This window comes from Rhizobium binae (genome assembly GCF_017357225.1).
GTDB classification, from domain to species: Bacteria; Pseudomonadota; Alphaproteobacteria; order Rhizobiales; family Rhizobiaceae; genus Rhizobium; species Rhizobium binae.
The window spans coordinates 2,061,009-2,083,054 of record NZ_CP071604.1 but is presented as its reverse complement, the minus strand read 5'-3'; the positions used below and the strand labels follow the sequence as shown (position 1 = coordinate 2,083,054).

Below are 22,046 nucleotides of genomic sequence, written 5' to 3'. Positions count from 1 at the left end.
ATTTTTTGGGCAGATGCTGGAAAAGGCCCGAGCAAGAGGTTAGAGCACTCCGGTCAATTCCGCATATTTTAGGGGATTTATGCTGCAAATGCCGTCCAAGCAACCGATATCGGCTGGAATTGTCATCGTTGCCGCCGGCCGCGGCGAACGTGCCGGATCCCCCAAGGAAGGCCCCAAGCAATATCGCCCGATCGGCGGCAAGCCGGTTATCGTCCATACGCTTGAAAACTTCATGACATGGGAGCCGGCGACTGCGATCGTTGTCGTCATTCATCCCCATGACGAGGCGCTGTTTGCCGAGGCATTCCGCCATATCATTTCTACAACGCCGATCGCAACGGTGCATGGCGGCCCGACCCGGCAGCAATCGGTGCTGGCCGGCCTTCGATACCTCAAGGACAAGCATGTCAGCCATGTGCTGATCCACGATGCGGTGCGGCCCTTTTTCGACCACGCGCTTCTCGACCGCATTGCCGAAAGCCTTGGCAACGGCGCGGCGGCAGTGCTGCCGGCGATGCCGGTAACCGATACGCTGAAACGCGCCGACGGCGCCGGCACAGTGCTGACGACGGTATCGCGCGAGCAGCTTTATGCGGCGCAGACGCCGCAATCCTTCGCCTTCGAAACCATTCTCGACGCCCATGAAAAGGCGGCGGCGAGCGGCCGCAGCGATTTCACCGACGACGCCTCGATCGCCGAATGGCTGGGCATTCCGGTGACGATCGTCGAGGGCACGGGCGACAACGTCAAGCTGACGGTCAAGAAGGATATCGCCATGGCCGATGACAAGCTGTCGGCCTCGCTGCTTCCTGATGTGCGCACCGGCAACGGCTACGACGTGCACCAGCTCGAAGCGGGCGACGGCGTGACGCTCTGCGGCGTATTCATTCCGCACGACCAGAAGCTGAAAGGCCATTCGGATGCCGACGTTGCGCTGCATGCGCTGACCGACGCGCTGCTCGCCACCTGCGGCGCCGGCGATATCGGCGATCATTTCCCGCCATCCGACCCGCAATGGAAGGGAGCGGCTTCGCGCATCTTCATCGAGCATGCCGCCCGGATCGTGCGCGAACGCGGCGGCACGATCATGAATGCCGATGTCTCGCTGATCGCCGAGGCGCCGAGGGTCGGTCCGCATCGCGAGGCCATGCGGGCGAACCTGTCGGAATATCTCGGGATCGATCTCGATCGCTGCTCGGTCAAGGCGACAACCAACGAGACGATCGGCTTCGTCGGCCGGCGCGAAGGCATCGCGGCGATCGCCACCGCGACCGTCGTCTATCGCGGGAGGAAATGATGGGCCTTTTCCCTTCCGATATCCTTTCGGCGGCAGAGGCGATCATCCGTGACTTCACCGCGGCAGGGCTGATGGTGTCAACCGCCGAATCCTGCACCGGCGGGCTGATATCAGGCGCGCTGACGGAGATATCCGGCTCATCCGCCGTCGTCGACCGCGGCTTCGTCACCTACACGAATAGCGCCAAGACAGAGTTGCTCGGGGTGCAGGAGCAAACGCTGCTGCGTTTCGGCGCAGTCTCCGAGGAGACCGCTCGGCAAATGGTGCACGGCGCCCTCTTCCGCTCGCGCGCCGACATCGCCGTCGCCGTCACCGGCATTGCCGGCCCCGGCGGCGGATCGGCCGAAAAACCGGTCGGCCTGGTGCATCTTACCGTCAAATCGCGCAGCGGCGCGCTCATCCATCGGAAAATGCTTTACGGTGACATCGGCCGCGCTGAGGTGCGGCTGGCAACGGTCCGGACGGCGCTGGAGATGGTGCGTTCGCTGCTCACGCGTTGATCACGCCTGCAACCAGCCGTCAGACCGGAGCGTAGATCTTGCCGGCGCGCGTTTCGAAGGCTTCGGTGAACATGCGGAAGGCACGGTCGAACATCGAGCCCATCAGCGCGCCGAGAATGCGGCTCTTGAACTCGTAATCGATGAAGAAATCGATCGTGCAGCCGCCAGACGGCGTCTCGGCAAAATGCCAGCGATTCTCGAGATATTTGAACGGGCCGTCGATATATTTGACTTCGATCACCCTCTCGGCCCGGTTCAAGAGCACCTGGGTCGTGAAAGTTTCGCGGATCGCCTTGTAGCCGACAGTCATGTCCGCCACGAGCAGTATCTTGCCGTCACGCTCCTTGCGGCTCCTGACCGACAGCGCCTCGCAAAGCGGCAAGAACTCGGGATAGTGTTCGACATCGGCAACGAGATCGAACATCTGATCGGGCGTGTGCGGAACGGAACGGTGGGTTTCGAATTGCGGCATAGCCGGCAATTAAGCGGGCCGGCCGAGAAGATCAAGAAGCTCGCGCGTCTGGCGGCGGGATTTTAGCTGAAGAACCGGCACAGCGGGGCCATGTTCGGCGATGCCGGCGGCGATGCGCGGGGAAAATTTCTCCTTGAAGGTCCAGATGAAGCGCAGGAATTCTAAATCGATCCTCTCGATTCAACCTGGGGCCATTTCCGGGCGTGTGCGGCCAATCCATTTCGCCCATCGGCTGATAGCACCCCTGATGCAGAGAAGTCGCGTCATCCGGACCCATATGACGAAATCGGTCCGCGGCAGCCTGATGTCCAGCGACGACGGGTTGGTGCCGTCCATGACCCAGCGGTCTTCGAGGATCCGGCTGGCGATGATGCTTCGCTGCTCCGCCCTCTCGCGCGCCACCCAGCCGGGAAGCCAGAAAACGTCCCGGTCGAGCGAAATGTAGGGAAGCCCGAAGCGCTTGACAACTTACAGCGACAGAGTGGACTTGCCGCCGCCGGAGCAGGCCGACGAGAATGCGTCGGGCTCTTCGGATATGCTCCGCCGCCTGCTCGAGGTGGGTGATCTGCTGGCACGGCGGCAGCTCTGCTCTCTGGTCCATCGTGTCATCCTCGACACTGTGCCACGACGTTTGATTGCGCCGAAGACTGCCCCTCACCCTAACCCTCTCCCCGTAAACGGGTAGAGGGGACGTGCCAAACGCAACGTTAAGATTGAAGAGGCGGGTGCGGCATACCCGCTTCGCCCCGCAGCGGGGAGAAGGTGCCGGCGGATGAGGGGCATACTGCGATCTCGGAGGGGGGCGAGGATATCCTCCCGTCGCAGCACCCAAGCCTTACTCAGCTGCCATTAGCAGCTTCTTCTCACGCGCCGCACGTAGCCGCGCGAAGTCGTCGCCGGCATGGTGGGAGGAGCGGGTCAGCGGGCTGGAGGCGACCATCAGGAAGCCCTTGCTGTAGGCGACCGTCTCGTAGGACTTGAACTCGTCGGGGGTGACGAAGCTTTCGACCTTGTGATGCTTGCGGGTCGGCTGCAGGTACTGGCCGATCGTCAGGAAGTCGACATCGGCGGTGCGCAGGTCGTCCATCAGCTGCAGCACTTCGTTGCGCTCCTCACCGAGGCCAACCATGATGCCCGATTTGGTGAACATGGTGGGATCCAGTTCCTTCACCCGCTGCAAGAGACGGATGGAATGGAAGTAGCGGGCGCCAGGGCGAACCGTCAGATAGTTGCCGGCAACGGTTTCCATGTTGTGATTGAAGACGTCGGGCTTGGCGGCGACAACACGCTCCAGCGCCCCCGGCTTCTTCAGGAAGTCCGGCGTCAGGATCTCGATCGTCGTTGCCGGCGAGGCGGCGCGGATCGCCCAGATCACCTTTTCGAAATGTTCGGCGCCGCCGTCCTCGAGGTCGTCGCGGTCGACCGAGGTGATGACGACGTGGCTGAGGCCCATTTCCTTGACCGCCTTGGCGACATTCTCCGGCTCGGCCATGTCGAGCGCGTTCGGCTTGCCGGTGGCGACATTGCAGAAGGCGCAGGCGCGGGTACAGATCTCGCCCATGATCATGAACGTGGCGTGTTTCTTGTCCCAGCATTCGCCGATATTGGGGCAGCCGGCCTCCTCGCAGACGGTGACGAGCTTGTGCTCCTTCACGATCGCGCGCGTCTCGACATAGCCCTTTGAGGTCGGCGCCTTGACGCGGATCCAGTCCGGCTTGCGCATGACTTCCGTATCCGGCCGATGCGCCTTCTCGGGATGGCGCACGCGCTTGGCGTCGGGATTGATCGTGTCGAGAATGGTCACCATTGCAGTTTCAGCTTTCCGCCGCCCTTCAAGCGGCATCATCTCTTGATCTAGCGCCGCACCAGCCGCGCAAGGAATATCAGCAGGCAGGCGCCGAGGAAACCCGTCACGAAATAACCGAGCCGTCCGCCGGCGAGCTGGACATGGAACTGGGCGAGGATGGCGGTGGCGACGACCGAACCGACAATGCCGAGCACGATGTTCAGGAAAATCCCGTACCGCGCCTCCATCAGCTTGCCGGCGAGCCAGCCCGCAAGCCCGCCGATGATGATTGCCGAAATCCAGCCCACGCCTTCCATGCCTGCCCTTACCCTCAAGCGACCGCTCTGGCGATCAGAACCACGATAATGGCGCCGACGGTGGCGTGGATGATCTGTACGACCAACGCATTGTCAATGCCCAGCGAAATGCCGAGCGCGCTGAACAGATAACCGCCGACGAAGGCGCCGATGATGCCGCTGAGCAGGCATCGGATCAAGCCGCCGCCACCGACGACCAGACTTGCAAGGAAGCCTGCCACCAGTCCGATCAGCAAAAACACCAGCAACGCCTGCGTCTCCATAGACATGAGGATTTCCTTTCGTTTTTTCTACCCCGTGCGGCTCACGCCACTCCTGGAGGACGGCTTGCCGCCTCGGAGGACGGGCTCGCCGCCTCGGAGGACGGGCTCGCCGCCTCGGGATAGAGGGCAGCCCTGGAAATTATCAAGCGTTCAGCACACGGCCGTAGGCATCGAGTACCGCTTCCTTCATCGTTTCGGAGACGGTCGGATGCGGGAAGATCGTGTGCATCAGCTCTTCCTCTGTCGTCTCTAGGTTCATCGCGACGACGAAGCCCTGGATGAGTTCGGTGACCTCGGCGCCCACCATGTGGGCGCCGAGCAGCTCGCCGGTCTTCTTGTCGAAGATCACTTTCACCATGCCCTGGTCTTCGCCGAGCGCGATCGCCTTGCCGTTGGCCGCAAAAGAGAAACGGCCGACGCGGATGTCGCGGCCGAGCTCCTTGGCCTTGGCCTCGGTGAGACCGACGGAGGCGACCTGCGGGTTGCAATAGGTGCAGCCGGGAACCTTGCCCTTGTCGGTCGGATGCACGTTCGGCAGGCCGGCGATCTTTTCGACGCAGACCACGCCTTCATGCTCGGCCTTGTGCGCCAGCATCGGCGGGCCGGCGACGTCGCCGATCGCATAGATGCCGGCGACATTGGTCCTGCCGTAACCGTCGGCGACGACGCAGCCGCGGTCGGTCTTGATGCCGAGCGCTTCCAGGCCGAGATTTTCGACGTTGCCCTGGACGCCGACGGCGGAGATCATCCGGTCAGCGGTGATCTGCTGGACCTTGCCGTCTGACGTCTCGACATGGGCGGTGATGCTGCCCGCACCCTTCTCGACCTTCGTCACCTTGGCGCTGGTGAAGATCTTCAGGCCGCGCTTTTCCAGCTGCTTGCGGGCTATGGCGGTGATTTCGGCATCCTCGACCGGCATGATGGTCGGCATGACTTCGACAACCGTCACATCGACGCCCATCGAGCGGTAGAAGCTAGCGAATTCGATGCCGATCGCGCCCGAGCCCATGACGATCAGCGACTTCGGCAGCGCGTCGGGCTTCAGCGCCTCGAAATAGGTCCAGATCAGCTTGCCATCTGGCTCGATGCCCGGCAGCGCGCGCGGGCGGGCGCCGGTCGCGATGATGATGTGCTTGGCATTATAGGTGCCCCCGCCCTTGACGTTCTTCGGCAGCGGATGCTGCGGCTCGACGACAGGCTTCGACGATTTGCCGACGACGATCTCGCCGGGCTTCGTCAACTTCGCTTCGCCCCAGATGATATCGATCTTGTTCTTCTTCATCAGGAAGCCGACGCCGGCATTGAGACGGGCGGAGACGGCGCGCGAGCGGCCGACGACGGCCTTGGCGTCCGGCTTGACCGTGCCTTCGAGAACGAGACCGAAATCCTTGAAGTGATTGGCGTGATCGAGCACTTCGGCCGAGCGCAGCAGCGCCTTGGTGGGGATGCAGCCCCAGTTCAGGCAGATGCCGCCCATATGCTCGCGCTCGACGATAGCGGTCTTGAGGCCGAGCTGGCTGGCGCGGATGGCGGCGACATAGCCGCCAGGGCCCGAGCCGATGATGATGACGTCGTAGGATTCAGCCATGTGTGTTCTGCCCTTTGTTACGCTGCGCTGCGGGTCATGAGCACCCACGCGTGGCTCTTGCTGTTGTCGAAGAGCGGCACGGCATCGGCGCGCGCAGCCTCCAAAAATCCGTTTCTTCCATAAAGCGACAAAGCCGCTTCGTTATCGCTTGCGGTAATGAGACTGACAGGCCGGCGATCGGCCCTGTCGATCTGATCCTCCAGCAACCTGCGTCCGATGCCGATGCCGCGCAGATGGCGATAGACGCCGAGACTGCCGATGAACCAGCTTCCCACCACCGTCTTCTGCAAGGCGAGCATCGGCTCTGTCGCCGGGATCGTCGCCTCAATATCGCCTATGCCTTCATCGAGCGCATGGCCGATGGCCACACCTGCAACTTCGCCGTAAGCCTCGGCGATCACAGCATCCCGCCAGCCGCCAACAGCCTCCTCCTCGCTCATTTTCAGCCGCCCCCGCTCCAACGGCGTGTCGCTGACACCATTCGCCACATCGGCAAACCAGAGCCAGGAGGCAAACCCATGCGATGCGATATCCGCCAGAATCGCCAGCTCCGAGGCATCCCGCCGTGAGGCCTGCCGCAGAGCGATGAAGGCGGTCATATCCTCAGATCCCCAGCATCATCCGCACGATCGATTCCAGGCCGCGCCCCAGCGCACGCGTGTTCTCCGCATCGAGATGAATGCCGTCGATCGGCGTGGTCTTGGCGACGGAGTTGCCGTCGAAAAAGCCGCAGCCGAGTTCGTCGGCAAGGTCACGATAGAGTGTCGCAAGCTTGGCCGATTCTTCGATGCCGCCGGGAAAGGAGGCGGCGAAAGGCACATTGCCCGTCGCGCAGATCGCCGGCGGTGCCACGATCAGAATCTCTGGCCCGTCGAACTCGAAGGGCCACGCATGATTGCGGATCAGCCGCACGAGGCGGCTGATGCCCTGGCAGGCGGCAAAGGCCGAACCCGCCACGACCGGCTTCATGTCGTTGGTGCCGAGCAGGAGGATGACGAGATCGAGCGGCGCATGCGTCTGCAGGATCGTCGGCAGAACCCGCGCCCCGTTGCGGTCGCAATCGGCGAGGTGATCGTCGAAAGCGGTCGTGCGACCGTTCAGGCCTTCGGCGATGACGCGCGCCTCGCTGCCGAGCGCTGCCTGAAGCACGCTCGGCCAGCGATTCTTGTACTCATGACGGCCGATCGTCTCGGCGTCATACCCCCAGGTCAGCGAGTCGCCATAGCAAAGAACGGTCTTGGTCATTTCCGCCTCCGCTTCGCTATCAGACAAGCATGCCCATCGGGTTTTCGATGTAGCCCTTGAAGGCCTGGAGCAGCTCGGCGCCGAGCGCACCGTCGACGCAGCGATGGTCGGTCGACAGTGTGACGCTCATGACCGTGGCGATCGCCATTTCTCCGTTCTTGACGACGACCCGCTGCTCGCCGGCGCCGACCGCGAGGATCGTCGCATGCGGCGGGTTCACGACGGCTGCGAAGTTCTTGACGCCCATCATGCCCATATTCGAGACCGAGCTGGTGCCGCCCTGATATTCCTCGGGCTTCAGCTTGCGGTCCTTGGCCCGTTTGCCGAGATCGCGCATCTCGTTGGAGATGACAGACAGCGTCTTCTGCTCGGCCTTGCGGATGATCGGGGTAATCAGACCGCCGGGAATCGAGACGGCGACGCCGACATCGGCGTACTTGTGCTTGACCATGTTGCTGTCGGTCCAGGAGACGTTGGCGTCGGGAACATCGCGCAACGCCAGCGCCATGGCCTTGATCACCATGTCGTTGACCGAAAGCTTGTAGGCCGGAGCGTTGTCCTTGCGCGGCGCCGCATCGTTCAGCTGGGCGCGCAGCGCCATCAGCGCGTCGAGTTCGCAATCGACGCTGACGTAGAAATGCGGGATCGTCTGCTTGGATTCGACCAGGCGCCTGGCGATCGTCTTGCGCATGCCGTCATGCGGCACAAGCTCGTAGGAGCCCGGCTCGAACAGCTTTAGCACGGCGTCATCGGAAGTGCCCTTCGGCACAGCGGCCGGGGCCGGAGCTGCGGCTGCCTGCGGAGCAGCGGCGGCAGCCTTGGCGCCACCGCCGGCAACGGCGGCTTCGATGTCGCTCTTGACGACGCGGCCATGCGGGCCCGAGCCTGCGACCGCCGAAAGATCGATGCCGGCCTCCTTGGCGAGGCGGCGGGCAAGCGGCGAAGAGAAGGTGCGGTTGCCGCCTGCTGAAGCTGCCGCGGGTGCGGCGGCGGGCGCAGCAGCCGGAGCGGACTCAGACTTCACCGGCGCAGCCTCGGCCTTCGGCGCCGGCGCGGCTTCAGCCTTTGCAGGAGCAGCGGAAGCCGCGCCGCTCGCCGCAGCAGCGACATCCTCGCCATCGGCCGCGAGAACGGCGATCAGGGCGTTCACCTTGACGCCTTCGGTGCCGGCGGCAACAACGAGCTTGGCAACCGTGCCTTCATCGACGGCTTCGACTTCCATCGTCGCCTTGTCGGTCTCGATCTCGGCGATCACATCGCCAGACTTGACCTTGTCGCCTTCCTTGACCAGCCACTTGGCCAGATTGCCTTCTTCCATGGTCGGAGAGAGGGCGGGCATCGTGATATTGATCGGCATCGAGATACCCTCCCCTTATTTGTAGCAAACAGCCTTCACCGCATCGACGACTTCGCCGACGTTCGGAAGCGCCAGCTTTTCGAGATTGGCGGCGTAAGGCATCGGCACGTCCTTGCCCGCAATCGTCAGGATCGGCGCATCGAGATAGTCGAAGGCCTGCTGCATGACGCGGGTGGCGATTTCGGTGCCGACGGATGACTGCGGATAACCTTCCTCGACGGTGACCAGGCGGCCGGTCTTCTTGACCGATTCGATGACCGTCGGAAGATCCATCGGACGGATGGTGCGAAGGTCGATCAGTTCGACGTCAATGCCGATCTTTTCGAGTTCGGCAACCGCCTTCGTCGCATAGGTCATGCCGATGCCGAAGGAGACGACCGTGGCGTCCTTGCCCTGACGATGGATGCGGGCCTTGCCGATCGGCAGAACGAAATTATCGAGCTTCGGCACGTCGAAGTGCTGGCCGTAGAGAATTTCGTTTTCGAGGAAGATCACCGGGTTCGGATCGCGGATCGCCGCTTTCAGCAGGCCCTTTGCGTCGGACGCCGTGTAGGGCATGACGACCTTCAGGCCGGGGATCGCGCTGTACCAGGCTGCATAATCCTGGCTGTGCTGGGCGCCGACGCGGGCGGCGGCACCGTTGGGGCCGCGGAAGACGATCGGAGCGCCCATCTGGCCGCCGGACATATAGAGCGTCTTGGCAGCCGAGTTGATGATGTGGTCGATCGCCTGCATGGCGAAGTTGAAGGTCATGAATTCGACGATCGGGCGAAGGCCGGCCATGGCGGCGCCGACGCCGACACCGGCGAAGCCGTGTTCGGTGATCGGCGTATCGATGACGCGGCGGGGGCCGAATTCCTGCAGCAGGCCTTGAGTGACCTTGTAGGCGCCCTGATATTCGGCGACTTCCTCGCCCATGACGAAGACGTCGTCACTGGCGCGCATTTCTTCGGCCATGGCGTCGCGGAGCGCCTCGCGCACCGTCATCGACACCATTTCGGTGCCGGCCGGGATTTCCGGATCGTTCGGAATGACGGCCTTGGGCTCGGCGGGAACGGGAGCAGCAGCCGAACCGGAATTTGTCGGCTTTTCCTCTTGAGCAACCTGCGGAGCGGCGACCGGAGCCGGCTGAGCAGCAGCAGGAGCGGCGGAAATCGCGTCGGCCGATTCGCCGTCCTGCAACAGCACGGCGATCTTGGTGTTGACCTTGACGCCTTCGGTGCCGGCATCGACGAGCAGCTTGCCGATGATGCCTTCGTCGACGGCTTCGACTTCCATCGTCGCCTTGTCGGTTTCGATTTCGGCAATCACGTCGCCGGAGGTGACCTTGTCACCTTCCTGCTTCAGCCATTTGGACAGCGTGCCTTCTTCCATCGTCGGAGAGAGGGCGGGCATGAGGATATCGATAGGCATGGGTTCCCTCCCCCGATTAGAGCAGAATGTCGGTGTAGAGCTCGGATGCATCCGGCTCCGGGTCGGCCTGGGCAAAATCGGCGCTGTCGGCGACGATATCGCGGACATCCTTGTCGATCGCCTTCAGATCGTCTTCGGAGGCCCAGCCCTTTTCGATGAGGCGCGCCTTGACCTGCTCGATCGGATCCTGCTCGGAGCGCATCTTCTGCACTTCTTCCTTCGTGCGGTACTTCGCCGGGTCGGACATCGAGTGGCCGCGGTAGCGGTAGGTCAGCATTTCCAGGATGATCGGGCCCTTGCCGGAGCGACAATGTTCGAGCGCCTCATCGGCCGCCGCCTTGACGGCGCGCACGTCCATGCCGTCGACCTGGATGCCGGGGATGCCGAAGCCGGAGCCGCGCAGCGAGTAGTTCGACTGAGCGGTGGCGCGGGCCGTCGACGTGCCCATGGCGTAGCGGTTGTTCTCGACGATATAGACGATCGGCAGCTTCCAGAGAGCGGCCATGTTGAAGCTCTCGTAGACCTGGCCCTGGTTAGCGGCACCGTCGCCGAAATAGGCGATCGCGACATTGCCATTGCCGCGGTAATGATTGGCGAAGGCGAGACCGGTTCCGAGCGAGACCTGGGCACCGACGATGCCATGACCGCCGTAGAAATGCTTCTCTTTCGAGAACATATGCATCGAGCCGCCCTTCCCGTGGGAATAGCCGCTGCGGCGCCCGGTCAGCTCCGCCATGACGCCGCGCGCTTCCATGCCCGTTGCCAGCATGTGGCCGTGGTCACGATAGGCGGTAATGACCTGGTCGCCTTCCTTCTGCGCCATCTGCATGCCGACGACGACAGCTTCCTGACCGATGTAGAGATGGCAAAAGCCGCCGATGAAGCCCATGCCGTAAAGCTGACCGGCCTTCTCCTCGAAGCGGCGGATCAGAAGCATCTCGCGATAGGCCTTGAGTTCCTCATCCCGATCGAAGTCGGCTACCGGGCCTCCATTCGATGATTTGGCTGCTGGTTTTGCTGCAGTTTTGCGGCTGGAAACGGTCGCGGTCTTTCGCGGCGCCATTCAACCCTCCCTATGGGTTTGTCGTTTCTCGATGGCGCGTACCATAGGGAAGAAATATGACCACAGCAATGCCATAATTGCATGGCTAGTATTCGGCACTAAACCGTTGGAAATACGTCATAAATTCCAATTAACCGAATTTGGGTTAATTGGAATAATGGTTGAATATGACGATCTCGTCCGCGCGCGACATATTCAGCTGATAGCGCGCCTTTTCGTCCAGCATATCCTTGTCGAGCGAGCCGTCACTGAGGAGCGCGACCTGACTTTCCAGATGTTCGCGCTTCGCCTTCAAAACCGCAAGCTCTTTTTCGCGCGCGACGCGCTGACGCTCGAACGTCTCCGTCGCCCGCAAGCCGTAATCGCCATGGATGCAATGATAGCCGAAATAGGAAAGGAAGGCGACCGTCATGGCCGGAATGACGAAGCGGCCAAGCTTTCTCTTTTTATGATGCCTTGTCCACATACACGTATGCTCTTGAACGCATTACCAATTCGTTCAGCATAATGCGCAGAGATTAACCGTTCGTTGACCGTAAAAATCAGGCAATAAAAAACCCGCGCCGGGAGGGCGCGGGTTAAGCCATTGACATCAAATTCGATCAGCCGCGGATGATCGAGCGGCCGGCATACTGGGCCTGGGGCCCGAGGCCTTCCTCGATGCGGATCAGCTGGTTGTACTTCGCGAGACGGTCGGAACGCGACAGCGAGCCGGTCTTGATCTGGCCGCAGTTGGTGGCAACCGCGAGATCGGCGATGGTCGAATCCTCGGTTTCGCCGGAGCGGTGGGACATGACGGCGGTGTAGGCGGCCTTATGCGCCGTATTGACCGCATCGAGCGTTTCCGTCAGCGAGCCGATCTGGTTGACCTTGACCAGGATCGAGTTGGCGACACCCATGCGGATGCCGTCGCGAAGACGGGCGGAGTTGGTGACGAAGAGATCGTCGCCGACGAGCTGAATGTTCTTGCCGGCCAGATCGGTCAACGCCTTCCAGCCGTCCCAGTCGTCTTCGGCCATACCGTCTTCGATCGAGATGATCGGGTACTTGGCGGCCAGCTCGGCCAGATATTCGGCCATGGCGCCCGATTCGAGCGTGCGACCTTCACCTTCGAGTACGTATTTGCCGTCCTTGAAGAATTCCGTCGAGGCGCAGTCGAGGCCGAGGTAGATGTCCTCACCCGGTTTGTAGCCGGCTTTCTCAACCGACTTGACGATGAAGTCGAGGGCCTCTGAAGCGCTCTTCAGGCCCGGTGCGAAACCGCCTTCGTCACCGACATTGGTGTTGTGGCCCTGGGCTGCAAGCTCCTTGCGCAGCGTATGGAAGACTTCCGAACCCATGCGAACGGCTTCGGCGATTGTATCGGCGCCGACCGGCAGGATCATGAATTCCTGGAAGTCGATCGGATTGTCGGCGTGCGCGCCGCCGTTGATTATGTTCATCATCGGCACCGGCAGCAGGCTGGCCGAAGCGCCGCCGACATAACGGTAGAGCGGCAGGCCGGAGGCCTGGGCGGCCGCCTTAGCGACGGCCAGCGACACGCCGAGAATGGCGTTGGCGCCGAGACGCGACTTGTTCGGCGTTCCGTCCAGTTCGATCATGATGTTGTCGATCTGGATCTGGTTTTCGGCGTCGATACCGCCGATAGCGTCGAAGATCTCGGTGTTGGCCGCCTCGACCGCCTTCTCGACGCCCTTGCCGAGGTAGCGCTTGCCGCCGTCGCGCAGCTCGACCGCCTCATGAGCGCCCGTCGAAGCGCCCGAGGGAACGGCCGCGCGGCCCATGCTGCCGTCTTCGAGATAGACATCGACTTCGACGGTGGGGTTGCCACGGCTATCGAGAATCTCGCGGGCGATGATATCGGTGATTGCAGTCATGGGTTCTTCCTGCTCGGTGGGTGATCAATCGTTCGAAGCCTGTCATAATCGAAGGCGTGCAAATTACAAAGCCGCAATTTCCAGCCTTCGAACCGGCGTTCCGACGTGGCCTAAACCACCATCATGTCAACCTGTTGAACGTCAGGCCTTGGCGACCGCATCAAACGCAAGTAATTTCTCAAGCAGCCGCGGCATGTCCTTGAGATAGACCATGTTCGGGCCGTCGGACGGTGCGTTGTCAGGGTCTTGGTGGGTTTCGAGGAACACGCCGGCAATGCCTGTCGCCACGGCTGCGCGCGCCAGCGTCTCGACGAATTCGCGCTGACCGCCCGAGGATTCGCCCTGCCCGCCCGGCTGGGCGACGGAATGGGTCGCATCGAAAATGACGGGCGCGCCCATCGCCGCCATGATCGGCAGCGAGCGCATGTCGGAAACCAGCGTATTGTAGCCGAAGGAGGCGCCGCGCTCGCATAGCAGCACGTTCGGATTACCGCTGGCATTGAGCTTCTTCAGGACGTTCTTCATATCCCAGGGGGCGAGGAACTGCCCCTTCTTGACGTTGACGACGCGGCCGGTCCGGGCGGCGGCGATCAGAAGGTCCGTCTGCCGGCAGAGGAAGGCGGGAATTTGCAGAACGTCGATCACCTCCGCCACCTCGGCGCATTGCTCGGCGGTGTGGACGTCGGTCAGGACGGGAAAGCCGAATTCCCTCTTCAGGTCGGCGAAGACCTCCATGCCTTTTTCAAGCCCGATGCCGCGCTCGGCCGAAAGCGAAGTGCGGTTCGCCTTGTCGAAGGAACTCTTGTAGACGAGGCCGATGCCGAGCTTTGCGCAGAGCTCCTTCAGCGTGCCGGCGACCATGAACGCGTGATCACGGCTCTCCATCTGGCAGGGGCCGGCAATCAGCGACAGGCGGCCGGTATTGGAAAAGGTGACCTGGCCTTCGCCTTCGCCGATCTTGACCTCGGAATTGGTATCAGTGCTCATCGTGTTTCCTCGAAGGCAAAAAGCGCGCCCTGCCCGGGCGTGGGCTTCACCAGAATGCGATTGTTCTTGCGTGTATATGTCACTCCGTTAGCAGCCAAATGCGCTTCTGTCACGGCAAGATCGGTGACGGTGAAGAGGATTGCCTGGCCGCGCAGGCCACGATCGGCGGCGGAAACGGCAAGCTCGAAATAGGCCTCTAGCCCTTCCGGCGTCATCAGGCTGATCTTGGCATTCGAGGCTGCGATCTTCATGCCGAAACCAGTTTTCTCCACCGCCGTTTGCCCGACCGCAAGACCGACGAAGGCGGCAAACGCAGCCGGCTCCGGCGTACAAAGCGCGATCTCGGAAATGCCGGTCACGCCGTTGGCATGTGTCTCCAGCGCGGCGCGATCGGCGGGGAAGGCATTGATGCGCTGACAGGTGAATAGGAAGAAGTCGGGCGCGCGCAGATCTCCTGAAAAGGCCAGTTTGAAATTGCCGACGCTTTCCGAACCGTCCGGCATCCGTATCGGCCTGCTGAACTGCAACATCTCGCCGGCACTCGCACCGTTGCCGAAGAATCGCCGATGATCGAGGCCGGCATCTTCGGTGCGGAAGGCCAGCGCCGAAAGTCCCTCCTCGCCGCAGCGGAAGCGGAAGGCGCGATTGCGGGCGATGAAGACATTCCCCTGGCGGGCCGCTATCTCGCTTTCCTCGACGCTCGCCACCCCCAGCGGCTCGATGTAGGTCTTGTCGGCGAAAAAGACGCAGGCATTTTCCGTTCCGAACGGATGGCGCGCATCGGCGGCGACGGTGAAGCCGAGCTTGCCGAGCCTTTCGCGCGCCAGGTCGATATTGACGACGGGCAGCACGACATGATCCAGCGGGTGCGGCTTGGCGGAATGTGCGATCATGAGATCCCTCCTGACACGCCAAGAGATGTGCGACAGCACCACCCCCAATGCAAGACGTGTGTGCCGATCCGGCAAATGAAAATAAAAATCTCGACGAGTTGGCGTGAATTTTTACGGAAATTTAGCTACTTGCGGAACACATATGGAACATATAGTGTCTGTTCTGGATTTGTTTCAATCACGGGGTCTGACGTCGATGCTCACGCGCAAACAACAGGAGCTTCTCCTTTTCATTCATGAGCGCATGAAGGAATCCGGCGTTCCTCCCTCTTTCGACGAGATGAAGGACGCCCTGGATCTCGCCTCGAAATCCGGCATTCATCGCTTGATCACGGCGCTCGAGGAACGCGGTTTCATTCGCCGCCTACCGAACCGGGCCCGGGCGCTGGAGGTGATCAAGCTGCCGGAGGCCTATAGCCCCAGCCTTCAGCCGCGCCGCGGGTTTTCCCCGAGTGTTATCGAAGGCAGCCTCGGCAAGCCCCAGCCGGTCGCCGCCCCCGCTGCCGCAAGGCCGATCGCCGACAACGGCAACTCCGTCTCCGTGCCGGTCATGGGCCGGATCGCCGCCGGTGTTCCGATCTCGGCAATCCAGAACAATACACACGACATCGTCGTTCCCGCGGATATGCTCGGTTCGGGCGAACATTACGCGCTGGAGGTCAAGGGCGATTCGATGATCGACGCCGGGATCTTCGACGGCGACACGGTGATCATCCGCAATGGCAGCACCGCAAGTCCCGGCGATATCGTCGTTGCGCTCGTCGACGACGAGGAAGCGACGCTGAAGCGCTTTCGCCGCAAGGGTGCCTCGATCGCGCTCGAAGCCGCCAACCCGGCTTATGAGACTCGTATCTTCGGGCCCGACCGGGTCAAGGTGCAGGGCAAGCTGGTCGGCCTCATTCGCCGTTATCACTGACAGCAGACGGGCCGGATTCGGCGAAACCGCCTTTGCGCCAATCATAGGCGCGATGGCGCATCCATGGACGTGACCAGGCATCGAATGCGGTTGCGATCTCGAGTCCCGTCTGCACAAAGCGCAATTCAATGGAACCGGTCCTGCGCAGCGTCTCGCCGGTGAAGAGTGTCGCACCGGAGCGGCAACGGTCGAAACGCAGGCGCACCGCGGTCACGACGATCTCGCCGGCGTCGCAGGCCGGGCCGAGATAGGCGGCATTGTCGATGACCGCGACGACATGGCCATTGCCGAGCCTGGCTATGCACCAGGCTTTCTTGACGCAGGAAAACCGATTTGCCTCACCGCCAGCTGCTGCGGCCACCATTGCCGTCCTCGCTTCATTCTGCTGGTCGCCGGAAAGCCTGAGGCGGCGGTCCTCACCCTGGGGCGGAATGGCAGGGCCATCCAGCATCTTCGGCGGCTGGTGCGTCGGCGACACCAGCGCTCTCTGCCACTGGTCGAAGATGAAGTCCGGCGGGTTTTCGCGGTTAGAAGCCATTGCCGTCGACGCGACGAGCGCGACTAGACCACCATCTTCGGAAATCACCAGATCCGGCGGCCGGGACCCCGGCAGAGTGAGCAGGATGAGCGTTGCGACAGCGAGGATCGATGTGCCGGCATGGCGCAACCGGGTGCGGAGCAGCATCAGCAGCAGAAAGCCTGCCACAGCCATGATGAAATACCAGCCGGGCAAGCGGCCGAAACCGATATCGCCACCCCAGCCGGACACCGTCTTGGCGACTGCAATCACCAGATCGAGGCCAAAGCCGACCACCGTCCAGAGCGGAGCGTCCAGACCGAACGGCATGAGCAACATGGCCAGCAACCCGGCCGGCATGACGATGAAGGAGATGATCGGCATCGTCGCAAGGTTTGCCGGCAGGCCATAAGCGGTCAGGCGATGAAAATGCTCGATCGAAAACAGCGCCGTGGAGAAGCCGCCGATCAGCGAAGTCAGGAAGATGCCGCCGAAGAAACCGGCGACGGCCGCGACCGGCCGCAGGAACGGCAGCTTCGGCAACGGGCTTTCCCGGACGCGCCGGTCCTTCCACAGCTGATAGCCCGATACCAGTGCCAAAGTCGCAGCAAAGGACATCTGGAAGCTCGGACCCAGGACCTCGGAGGGTGAAATGGTGATGATGACGAGCGCCGAGAGCACGACATTGCGCAGGCTGATCGACGGCCGATCGAAGAAGACGGCAATCAGCATGATCGCCATCATGATGAAAGCGCGTTCGGCCGAAACCCCGAATCCTGAGATCAGGAAGTAGGCGGTGACGGCGATGAGTGCGCCGGCGGCGGCGATCTTCTTTGTCGGATAGGCTTGGGCGACACCGGGAAAGAGGCTGAGCAGCATCCGGAAGCCGACGAAGAAGATGCCGGCCGACAGCGCCATGTTGAGGCCTGAGATCGCCACGATATGAGCAAGGCCGGACTGGCGCAGCGCCTCCGTCGTTTCCTTCGAGATGGCGCGCCGCTCGTCAGTCACCAGAGCGGCGGCAAAAGCGCCTGTGTCACCGGGCAGAATAGAGCGTATGCGATCGCCGATGCCGCTGCGCAACCGGTAAAGCCATTCGAGCAGAGCTTCGGGCGTCGATGTCGCAGCTTGCGGGCCCGCGGGCAAATCGACTTTCTCCGGAGCACCGTAGAAGAAGCCGTTGGCGCCGATGCCATCGAAATAGGCACCGAAGGAGAAGTCGTTGAGGCCAGGAAGCGCCGGCCCTGCCGGCGGCGTCAACCGCGCGCGGCCGGTGATGATGTCACCGATCTCGAAAGGCGCATCGGCACCGCGCGCGATCACGGTGATGCGCCGCGGCGGCCGCTTCACCTCTGGCGCCTCGGTGCCGGTGACGGCAAGAATATAGCGCCACCGCCCGCGATCATCGCCTTCGCGCCGCTCGACGCGGCCGGTCACCGTTGTCGTCACGGATGAATCGAGGATGACCGTCGAGGCCCGCCAGCTTTCGAACTGCGCGCAGAGCATGCCGCATGCGACCAGGGAAAGCGCCAGAAGCGTTGCCCGCAAGGCCGGCCGGCTGCGGCCGGCGACAAGCCCCGCAAGCATCGACACCGACAGGCAGAGCAACGATGGAACGAGAGGAACATCCGTTGCAGCAAGAAACCAGAACGCCGCGCCGGCGCCGAGGAAGACCGGCGAGAACAGGAGCAGGCGGCCGTGATCGAACTCCTCGCTCAGCATCCGGCCGCCGGCACGCAGCGATTGTCCCATTGCCGCCGGCAGCCGGTGGCGCACCGACATCGCGGACTGGGTTCTTGACGGCCGCATTGCCGCGGCAGGGGCAGGACCTTCCGCGGGATCGGCAAGACCGACGCCTTGTGGCCGCAATTCGACTGTCGTCAATTCCTGCATGCGCCGCCCGAAGTCACCTTGCCCAGGCACCAGAATGCAACCTTCGGGCAATTCCGGCAAGCATAATCGATTGAAATGCGAGAGAAAATCGCAAATGCGAAATGTCAGTCGAATCATCGGTTTCCGCTATGCGTGCGGCTCATCGCTGCAGTGCCTAAAAGGTGATGCCGCAATGCACAAAATGCCGTCACGGTAACTTGGCATTAGCCTCGCGATCATATAGCTATCGGTGAGGACGCTTAACCCCTATGGCGCTTTTGTGGCGCCACCGACATTTCGGAGGATCAGCATGACGGATCAAAGCGCAACAATAAAAATCGGTGACAAATCGGTCGACCTCGCGGTCAAAAGCGGCACGATCGGTCCAAGCGTCATCGATATCGGTGCCCTCTACAAGAACACCGCTTCCTTCACTTATGATCCGGGCTTCACCTCGACCGCATCCTGTGAATCGAAAATCACCTATATCGATGGCGACGAAGGTGTGCTGCTGCACCGCGGCTACCCGATCGAGCAGCTCGCCGAACATGGCGACTTCCTCGAGGTCTGCTACCTCCTGCTTTACGGCGAGCTGCCGACGGCAGCGCAGAAGAAGGACTTCGACTATCGCGTCACGCATCACACCATGGTGCACGAGCAAATGAGCCGCTTCTTCACCGGCTTCCGCCGCGATGCGCATCCGATGGCCGTCATGTGCGGCTGCGTCGGCGCGCTATCGGCCTTCTATCACGACTCGACCGATATCACCGATCCGCACCAGCGCATGGTCGCCAGCCTGCGGATGATCGCCAAGATGCCGACGCTGGCCGCCATGGCCTACAAGTACCATATCGGCCAGCCCTTCGTTTACCCGAAGAACGACCTCGACTATGCGTCGAACTTCCTGCGCATGTGCTTTGCCGTTCCCTGCGAGGAATACGTGGTCAACCCGGTGCTTGCCCGCGCCATGGACCGCATCTTCATCCTGCACGCCGACCACGAGCAGAACGCGTCGACCTCGACCGTCCGCCTCGCCGGTTCGTCGGGCGCCAACCCCTTCGCCTGCATCGCGGCCGGCATTGCCTGCCTCTGGGGCCCGGCACATGGCGGCGCCAACGAAGCGGCGCTCAACATGCTGACAGAAATCGGCACTGTCGATCACATTCCGGAATATATTGCCCGCGCCAAGGACAAGAACGATCCGTTCCGCCTGATGGGCTTCGGTCACCGGGTTTACAAGAATTACGATCCGCGCGCCAAGATCATGCAGAAGACGACGCATGAAGTGCTCGGCGAGCTCGGCATCAAGGACGATCCGCTGCTCGAAGTGGCGATGGAGCTGGAGCGCATCGCGCTCACCGACGAATATTTCATCGAAAAGAAGCTCTATCCGAACATCGACTTCTATTCCGGCATCACGCTGAAGGCGCTCGGCTTCCCCACGACCATGTTTACCGTACTCTTCGCGCTCGCCCGCACCGTTGGCTGGATCGCGCAGTGGAACGAGATGATCGAGGATCCGGAGCAGCGCATCGGCCGTCCGCGCCAGCTCTATGTCGGCGAACCGAAGCGCGACTACATCCCGGTTTCGAAGCGCTGATCGCTTCAGGCCAATCGGCTCAAAAGAAAACCCGGTCAGAAACGACCGGGTTTTTTCTTTCTCAGCACGTCGAGAAGGATTTCGGCAGCATGTTCGCCCGGCGGCTTTTCGGTCTGCATGCGCTGCCAGACCAGCTCATAACCCTCCTTCATCGCCTTGAGCTGGTAAGTGTCGGCTGACAGCCTCTCCATCCAGCGTGCGAGGCTTGCCCCGCGAACGACATCGTTCAGATACTCCGGCACGACCGCGTAATCGGCAATCAGGTTTGGCAGCGCCCCTGTCCAGGTCTTGATGCCCGATGTCAGCAGCCGCATGATCCAGTCGACCTTGTAGGCAGAGACGACGGGAACGTCGGCAAGCGCAAGTTCGAGAATAACCGTTCCGGATGCCGCCATGGCTGCATCGGCCTCAACGAACGCCTGCCACTTTGCTTCCGCGCCGACAACGATCTCCGGCTTTACCGCCCAATTCGCCGTCAAGCCGCGCACAAGCACTTCCTTGTGTCTCATCGTCGGCAGGATGAAGCGCATCGGTCCATTGCGGGCGACAAGTTCGTTCACCGCCACCTCGAAATACGGCAGCAGCTTCCGGATTTCCGAGGAGCGTGAACCGGGCAGAAGCAGAATTGCGCCGTTGCCGGGCCGTCGTCCGGCGCGCAGGCGTCGGGTCTCCAGGAGCGCAGGGTCGGCGGTCAGGCGATGCCCCACATAGGTCGTTGCCGGTCCCTCGAGGCGCTGCATCGTCGCCGGTTCGAAAGGGAGGACGGCGAGTACATGATCGACATAGGCAAGCATGCGCTTGGCGCGATACTCCTTCCAGGCCCAGACGCTCGGACAGACATAATTGACGACAGGCAAATCTGGCAGCGCCGTGCGGACGCGCTTTGCCACGCGATGGGTGAAATCCGGGCTGTCGATGATGACGAGAATATCCGGCCTTGCGGCGATGATCTCAGCCGTTGTCCGGCGGATCAGGCCAAACAGCTTCGGCAGCCGGCTCAGCACCTGGGTGATTCCCATAATCGACAGTTCGGAAAAATCGAACAGGGATATCAGGCCCTGCGCCTGCAGACCCTCGCCGCCGACGCCGACAAGTTCCACCGGCCCGCCATGGATCCGCTTCAGCGCGGCGATGAGGTCGGCACCGAGGAGATCGCCCGACACCTCACCGGCAATAACCGCAATCTTCAGCGGCGCACTGTTCATTCCAGCCCCCATCCCGGCAGGCCGCGATCAAGGCCGCAGACGAAAAGCCCGGCCTCGTCGGCGGCGCGGATGACGGCAGCACGATCGAGCACCAGCGAGCGCCCGGCTTCGACGGCGATGCCGGCAAGGCCGGCTTTGCCGGCGTTCAGCACAGTGGATAAGCCGATCGCCGGCAGGTCGGCGCGAATGTCCTGCTGCGGCTTGCAGAGCTTGACGAGCACGCCGCGGCGGCGCGTCGAGATGCGCCCGGCGGCTCTGAGGCCGGCGACACGGTCAAGCATGTCATCGGTGCCCTCAAGACCTTCCAGCGCGACAAGGCGCCCACCGATGCTGACGGCGCCCTGCCCGACATCCAGCCGACCGAGCGTTTCGGCGGCTTCGGCAGCGCGGCTGATATCGCGCCGATCTTCCTCGCCGGGCGCCACGGCACCAAGCGGACCGACGGAAGCCAGCAGGTCGGGAGCGATCTCGTGGGCGCCGACGACGCGCCGGCCATTTCCCTCGATCAACCGAATCACCATCTGCAGGACAGTATCGTCGCCACCGGAGAGCAAGGTGCGGATCGCGGCCGGCACCTTCATCAGGATGCGCAGTGTCGGGCGCACCTCGCGCCATTCCGGCCGGCGGCGCACGCTGCCCGACATCACCACGCGGCCGATGCCATAACGGTTGAGAAGACCATCGAGGGCGGCAAAATCACCGATACCGATGATGGCGTGGTCGTAGCCTTCCCAACGCCGGTCGCTTTCGTCCTTCAGGGCAACGATAACAGGATTTTCGCCCGCTGCGCGTGCGGCTTCCGCGACATAGGAAGGCAGAAGGCCGCCGCCGGCGATGATCGCCAGCCGGCCTGCTGCGCTGTCGCCGGAGAAAGCCAC

The 22,046-nt window shown here is 62.4% G+C and carries 21 protein-coding genes and 1 pseudogene; 4 read left to right on the top strand and 18 right to left on the bottom strand.

What is annotated here, in order from left to right; all coding sequences use genetic code 11:
• Positions 1-79 precede the first annotated feature (79 nt).
• Together J2J99_RS10170 and J2J99_RS10165 are read left to right on the top strand one after the other, a co-directional pair.
• Positions 80-1,297, top strand: coding sequence for a bifunctional 2-C-methyl-D-erythritol 4-phosphate cytidylyltransferase/2-C-methyl-D-erythritol 2,4-cyclodiphosphate synthase (locus J2J99_RS10170; protein WP_168294767.1), 1,218 nt, complete (start codon positions 80-82; stop codon positions 1,295-1,297).
• Complete coding sequence (locus J2J99_RS10165) at positions 1,294-1,797, top strand: CinA family protein (RefSeq protein ID WP_205918625.1); 504 nt, start codon at positions 1,294-1,296, stop codon at positions 1,795-1,797. Before J2J99_RS10170 ends, J2J99_RS10165 begins: the two co-directional genes overlap by 4 nt.
• A 19-nt stretch (positions 1,798-1,816) precedes the next feature.
• On the opposite strand, the gene J2J99_RS10160 is transcribed toward J2J99_RS10165, so the two are convergent.
• The 15 genes and pseudogenes from J2J99_RS10160 to J2J99_RS10095 all read right to left on the bottom strand — a co-directional run bounded on the left by J2J99_RS10160 (position 1,817) and on the right by J2J99_RS10095 (position 15,058).
• The gene (locus J2J99_RS10160) at positions 1,817-2,269 is read right to left on the bottom strand and encodes a type II toxin-antitoxin system RatA family toxin (protein WP_168294768.1); all 453 of its coding nucleotides are present in this window, start codon (positions 2,267-2,269) and stop codon (positions 1,817-1,819) included.
• A gap of 9 nt (positions 2,270-2,278) precedes the next feature.
• Positions 2,279-2,870 (bottom strand): annotated as a pseudogene (locus J2J99_RS33935) (P-loop NTPase family protein).
• Between the two features lie 234 nt (positions 2,871-3,104).
• Positions 3,105-4,076: a lipoyl synthase gene (lipA, locus tag J2J99_RS10155; RefSeq protein WP_168294769.1), complete on the bottom strand. Its 972-nt coding sequence runs from the start codon at positions 4,074-4,076 to the stop codon at positions 3,105-3,107.
• A 47-nt stretch (positions 4,077-4,123) separates the two neighbouring features.
• Positions 4,124-4,372 carry a GlsB/YeaQ/YmgE family stress response membrane protein gene (locus tag J2J99_RS10150; RefSeq protein ID WP_012483689.1) on the bottom strand — a complete coding sequence of 83 codons (249 nt, stop codon included), beginning with the start codon at positions 4,370-4,372 and terminating at the stop codon, positions 4,124-4,126.
• Between the two features lie 14 nt (positions 4,373-4,386).
• Positions 4,387-4,641, bottom strand: coding sequence for a GlsB/YeaQ/YmgE family stress response membrane protein (locus J2J99_RS10145; RefSeq protein ID WP_003573335.1), 255 nt, complete (start codon positions 4,639-4,641; stop codon positions 4,387-4,389).
• Between the two features lie 136 nt (positions 4,642-4,777).
• Positions 4,778-6,223, bottom strand: coding sequence for a dihydrolipoyl dehydrogenase (gene lpdA, locus J2J99_RS10140; protein WP_168294770.1), 1,446 nt, complete (start codon positions 6,221-6,223; stop codon positions 4,778-4,780).
• A gap of 17 nt (positions 6,224-6,240) precedes the next feature.
• Positions 6,241-6,822: a GNAT family N-acetyltransferase gene (locus tag J2J99_RS10135; protein WP_168294771.1), complete on the bottom strand. Its 582-nt coding sequence runs from the start codon at positions 6,820-6,822 to the stop codon at positions 6,241-6,243.
• Positions 6,823-6,826: 4 nt separating this feature from the next.
• The gene (locus tag J2J99_RS10130; protein WP_012483686.1) at positions 6,827-7,468 is read right to left on the bottom strand and encodes an SGNH/GDSL hydrolase family protein; all 642 of its coding nucleotides are present in this window, start codon (positions 7,466-7,468) and stop codon (positions 6,827-6,829) included.
• Positions 7,469-7,487: 19 nt separating this feature from the next.
• Positions 7,488-8,825: a pyruvate dehydrogenase complex dihydrolipoamide acetyltransferase gene (locus J2J99_RS10125; protein ID WP_168294772.1), complete on the bottom strand. Its 1,338-nt coding sequence runs from the start codon at positions 8,823-8,825 to the stop codon at positions 7,488-7,490.
• Between the two features lie 15 nt (positions 8,826-8,840).
• Positions 8,841-10,238 carry a pyruvate dehydrogenase complex E1 component subunit beta gene (locus tag J2J99_RS10120; protein ID WP_168294773.1) on the bottom strand — a complete coding sequence of 466 codons (1,398 nt, stop codon included), beginning with the start codon at positions 10,236-10,238 and terminating at the stop codon, positions 8,841-8,843.
• A gap of 16 nt (positions 10,239-10,254) precedes the next feature.
• Positions 10,255-11,301: a pyruvate dehydrogenase (acetyl-transferring) E1 component subunit alpha gene (gene pdhA, locus J2J99_RS10115; protein ID WP_168294774.1), complete on the bottom strand. Its 1,047-nt coding sequence runs from the start codon at positions 11,299-11,301 to the stop codon at positions 10,255-10,257.
• Positions 11,302-11,446: 145 nt separating this feature from the next.
• Entirely contained in the window at positions 11,447-11,767 is a 321-nt protein-coding gene (locus J2J99_RS10110; protein WP_168294775.1) for an FtsB family cell division protein, read from the bottom strand.
• Positions 11,768-11,903: 136 nt separating this feature from the next.
• The gene (gene eno, locus J2J99_RS10105; protein ID WP_168294776.1) at positions 11,904-13,178 is read right to left on the bottom strand and encodes a phosphopyruvate hydratase; all 1,275 of its coding nucleotides are present in this window, start codon (positions 13,176-13,178) and stop codon (positions 11,904-11,906) included.
• 141 nt (positions 13,179-13,319) lie between these two features.
• Positions 13,320-14,165 (bottom strand): 3-deoxy-8-phosphooctulonate synthase, encoded by an 846-nt coding sequence (gene kdsA, locus J2J99_RS10100; RefSeq protein WP_168294777.1) that lies wholly within the window; start codon positions 14,163-14,165, stop codon positions 13,320-13,322.
• Entirely contained in the window at positions 14,162-15,058 is an 897-nt protein-coding gene (locus J2J99_RS10095; protein ID WP_168294778.1) for a VOC family protein, read from the bottom strand. The genes kdsA and J2J99_RS10095 overlap by 4 nt, the downstream gene beginning before the upstream one ends.
• Positions 15,059-15,254: 196 nt before the next feature.
• Here J2J99_RS10095 and lexA point away from each other — a divergent pair, with 196 nt between their 5' ends.
• On the top strand, positions 15,255-15,974 hold the full coding sequence (gene lexA, locus J2J99_RS10090; RefSeq protein WP_168294779.1) for a transcriptional repressor LexA: 720 nt from the start codon (positions 15,255-15,257) through the stop codon (positions 15,972-15,974).
• Here the strand turns inward: lexA and J2J99_RS10085 are convergent.
• On the bottom strand, positions 15,955-18,384 hold the full coding sequence (locus J2J99_RS10085) for a ComEC/Rec2 family competence protein (RefSeq protein ID WP_168294780.1): 2,430 nt from the start codon (positions 18,382-18,384) through the stop codon (positions 15,955-15,957). The genes lexA and J2J99_RS10085 overlap by 20 nt on opposite strands.
• A 289-nt stretch (positions 18,385-18,673) precedes the next feature.
• Between J2J99_RS10085 and gltA the strand changes: the two genes are divergently transcribed.
• Positions 18,674-19,963 (top strand): citrate synthase, encoded by a 1,290-nt coding sequence (gene gltA, locus J2J99_RS10080; RefSeq protein ID WP_004678636.1) that lies wholly within the window; start codon positions 18,674-18,676, stop codon positions 19,961-19,963.
• A gap of 35 nt (positions 19,964-19,998) precedes the next feature.
• Here the strand turns inward: gltA and lpxB are convergent, their stop codons facing one another.
• Both lpxB and J2J99_RS10070 read right to left on the bottom strand, forming a co-directional pair.
• Positions 19,999-21,168: a lipid-A-disaccharide synthase gene (gene lpxB, locus J2J99_RS10075; protein ID WP_168294781.1), complete on the bottom strand. Its 1,170-nt coding sequence runs from the start codon at positions 21,166-21,168 to the stop codon at positions 19,999-20,001.
• Positions 21,165-22,046 (bottom strand): LpxI family protein, encoded by an 882-nt coding sequence (locus J2J99_RS10070; protein WP_168294782.1) that lies wholly within the window; start codon positions 22,044-22,046, stop codon positions 21,165-21,167. The genes lpxB and J2J99_RS10070 overlap by 4 nt, the downstream gene beginning before the upstream one ends.

Coding starts and splice junctions, on each gene's coding strand:
- J2J99_RS10170 (WP_168294767.1), top strand. CDS start 80: ATGCTGCAAATGCCGTCCAAGCAACCGATATCGGCTGGAATTGTCATC.
- J2J99_RS10165 (WP_205918625.1), top strand. CDS start 1,294: ATGATGGGCCTTTTCCCTTCCGATATCCTTTCGGCGGCAGAGGCGATC.
- J2J99_RS10160 (WP_168294768.1), bottom strand. CDS start 2,269: ATGCCGCAATTCGAAACCCACCGTTCCGTTCCGCACACGCCCGATCAG.
- lipA (WP_168294769.1), bottom strand. CDS start 4,076: ATGGTGACCATTCTCGACACGATCAATCCCGACGCCAAGCGCGTGCGC.
- J2J99_RS10150 (WP_012483689.1), bottom strand. CDS start 4,372: ATGGAAGGCGTGGGCTGGATTTCGGCAATCATCATCGGCGGGCTTGCG.
- J2J99_RS10145 (WP_003573335.1), bottom strand. CDS start 4,641: ATGTCTATGGAGACGCAGGCGTTGCTGGTGTTTTTGCTGATCGGACTG.
- lpdA (WP_168294770.1), bottom strand. CDS start 6,223: ATGGCTGAATCCTACGACGTCATCATCATCGGCTCGGGCCCTGGCGGC.
- J2J99_RS10135 (WP_168294771.1), bottom strand. CDS start 6,822: ATGACCGCCTTCATCGCTCTGCGGCAGGCCTCACGGCGGGATGCCTCG.
- J2J99_RS10130 (WP_012483686.1), bottom strand. CDS start 7,468: ATGACCAAGACCGTTCTTTGCTATGGCGACTCGCTGACCTGGGGGTAT.
- J2J99_RS10125 (WP_168294772.1), bottom strand. CDS start 8,825: ATGCCGATCAATATCACGATGCCCGCCCTCTCTCCGACCATGGAAGAA.
- J2J99_RS10120 (WP_168294773.1), bottom strand. CDS start 10,238: ATGCCTATCGATATCCTCATGCCCGCCCTCTCTCCGACGATGGAAGAA.
- pdhA (WP_168294774.1), bottom strand. CDS start 11,301: ATGGCGCCGCGAAAGACCGCGACCGTTTCCAGCCGCAAAACTGCAGCA.
- J2J99_RS10110 (WP_168294775.1), bottom strand. CDS start 11,767: ATGTGGACAAGGCATCATAAAAAGAGAAAGCTTGGCCGCTTCGTCATT.
- eno (WP_168294776.1), bottom strand. CDS start 13,178: ATGACTGCAATCACCGATATCATCGCCCGCGAGATTCTCGATAGCCGT.
- kdsA (WP_168294777.1), bottom strand. CDS start 14,165: ATGAGCACTGATACCAATTCCGAGGTCAAGATCGGCGAAGGCGAAGGC.
- J2J99_RS10095 (WP_168294778.1), bottom strand. CDS start 15,058: ATGATCGCACATTCCGCCAAGCCGCACCCGCTGGATCATGTCGTGCTG.
- lexA (WP_168294779.1), top strand. CDS start 15,255: ATGCTCACGCGCAAACAACAGGAGCTTCTCCTTTTCATTCATGAGCGC.
- J2J99_RS10085 (WP_168294780.1), bottom strand. CDS start 18,384: ATGCAGGAATTGACGACAGTCGAATTGCGGCCACAAGGCGTCGGTCTT.
- gltA (WP_004678636.1), top strand. CDS start 18,674: ATGACGGATCAAAGCGCAACAATAAAAATCGGTGACAAATCGGTCGAC.
- lpxB (WP_168294781.1), bottom strand. CDS start 21,168: ATGAACAGTGCGCCGCTGAAGATTGCGGTTATTGCCGGTGAGGTGTCG.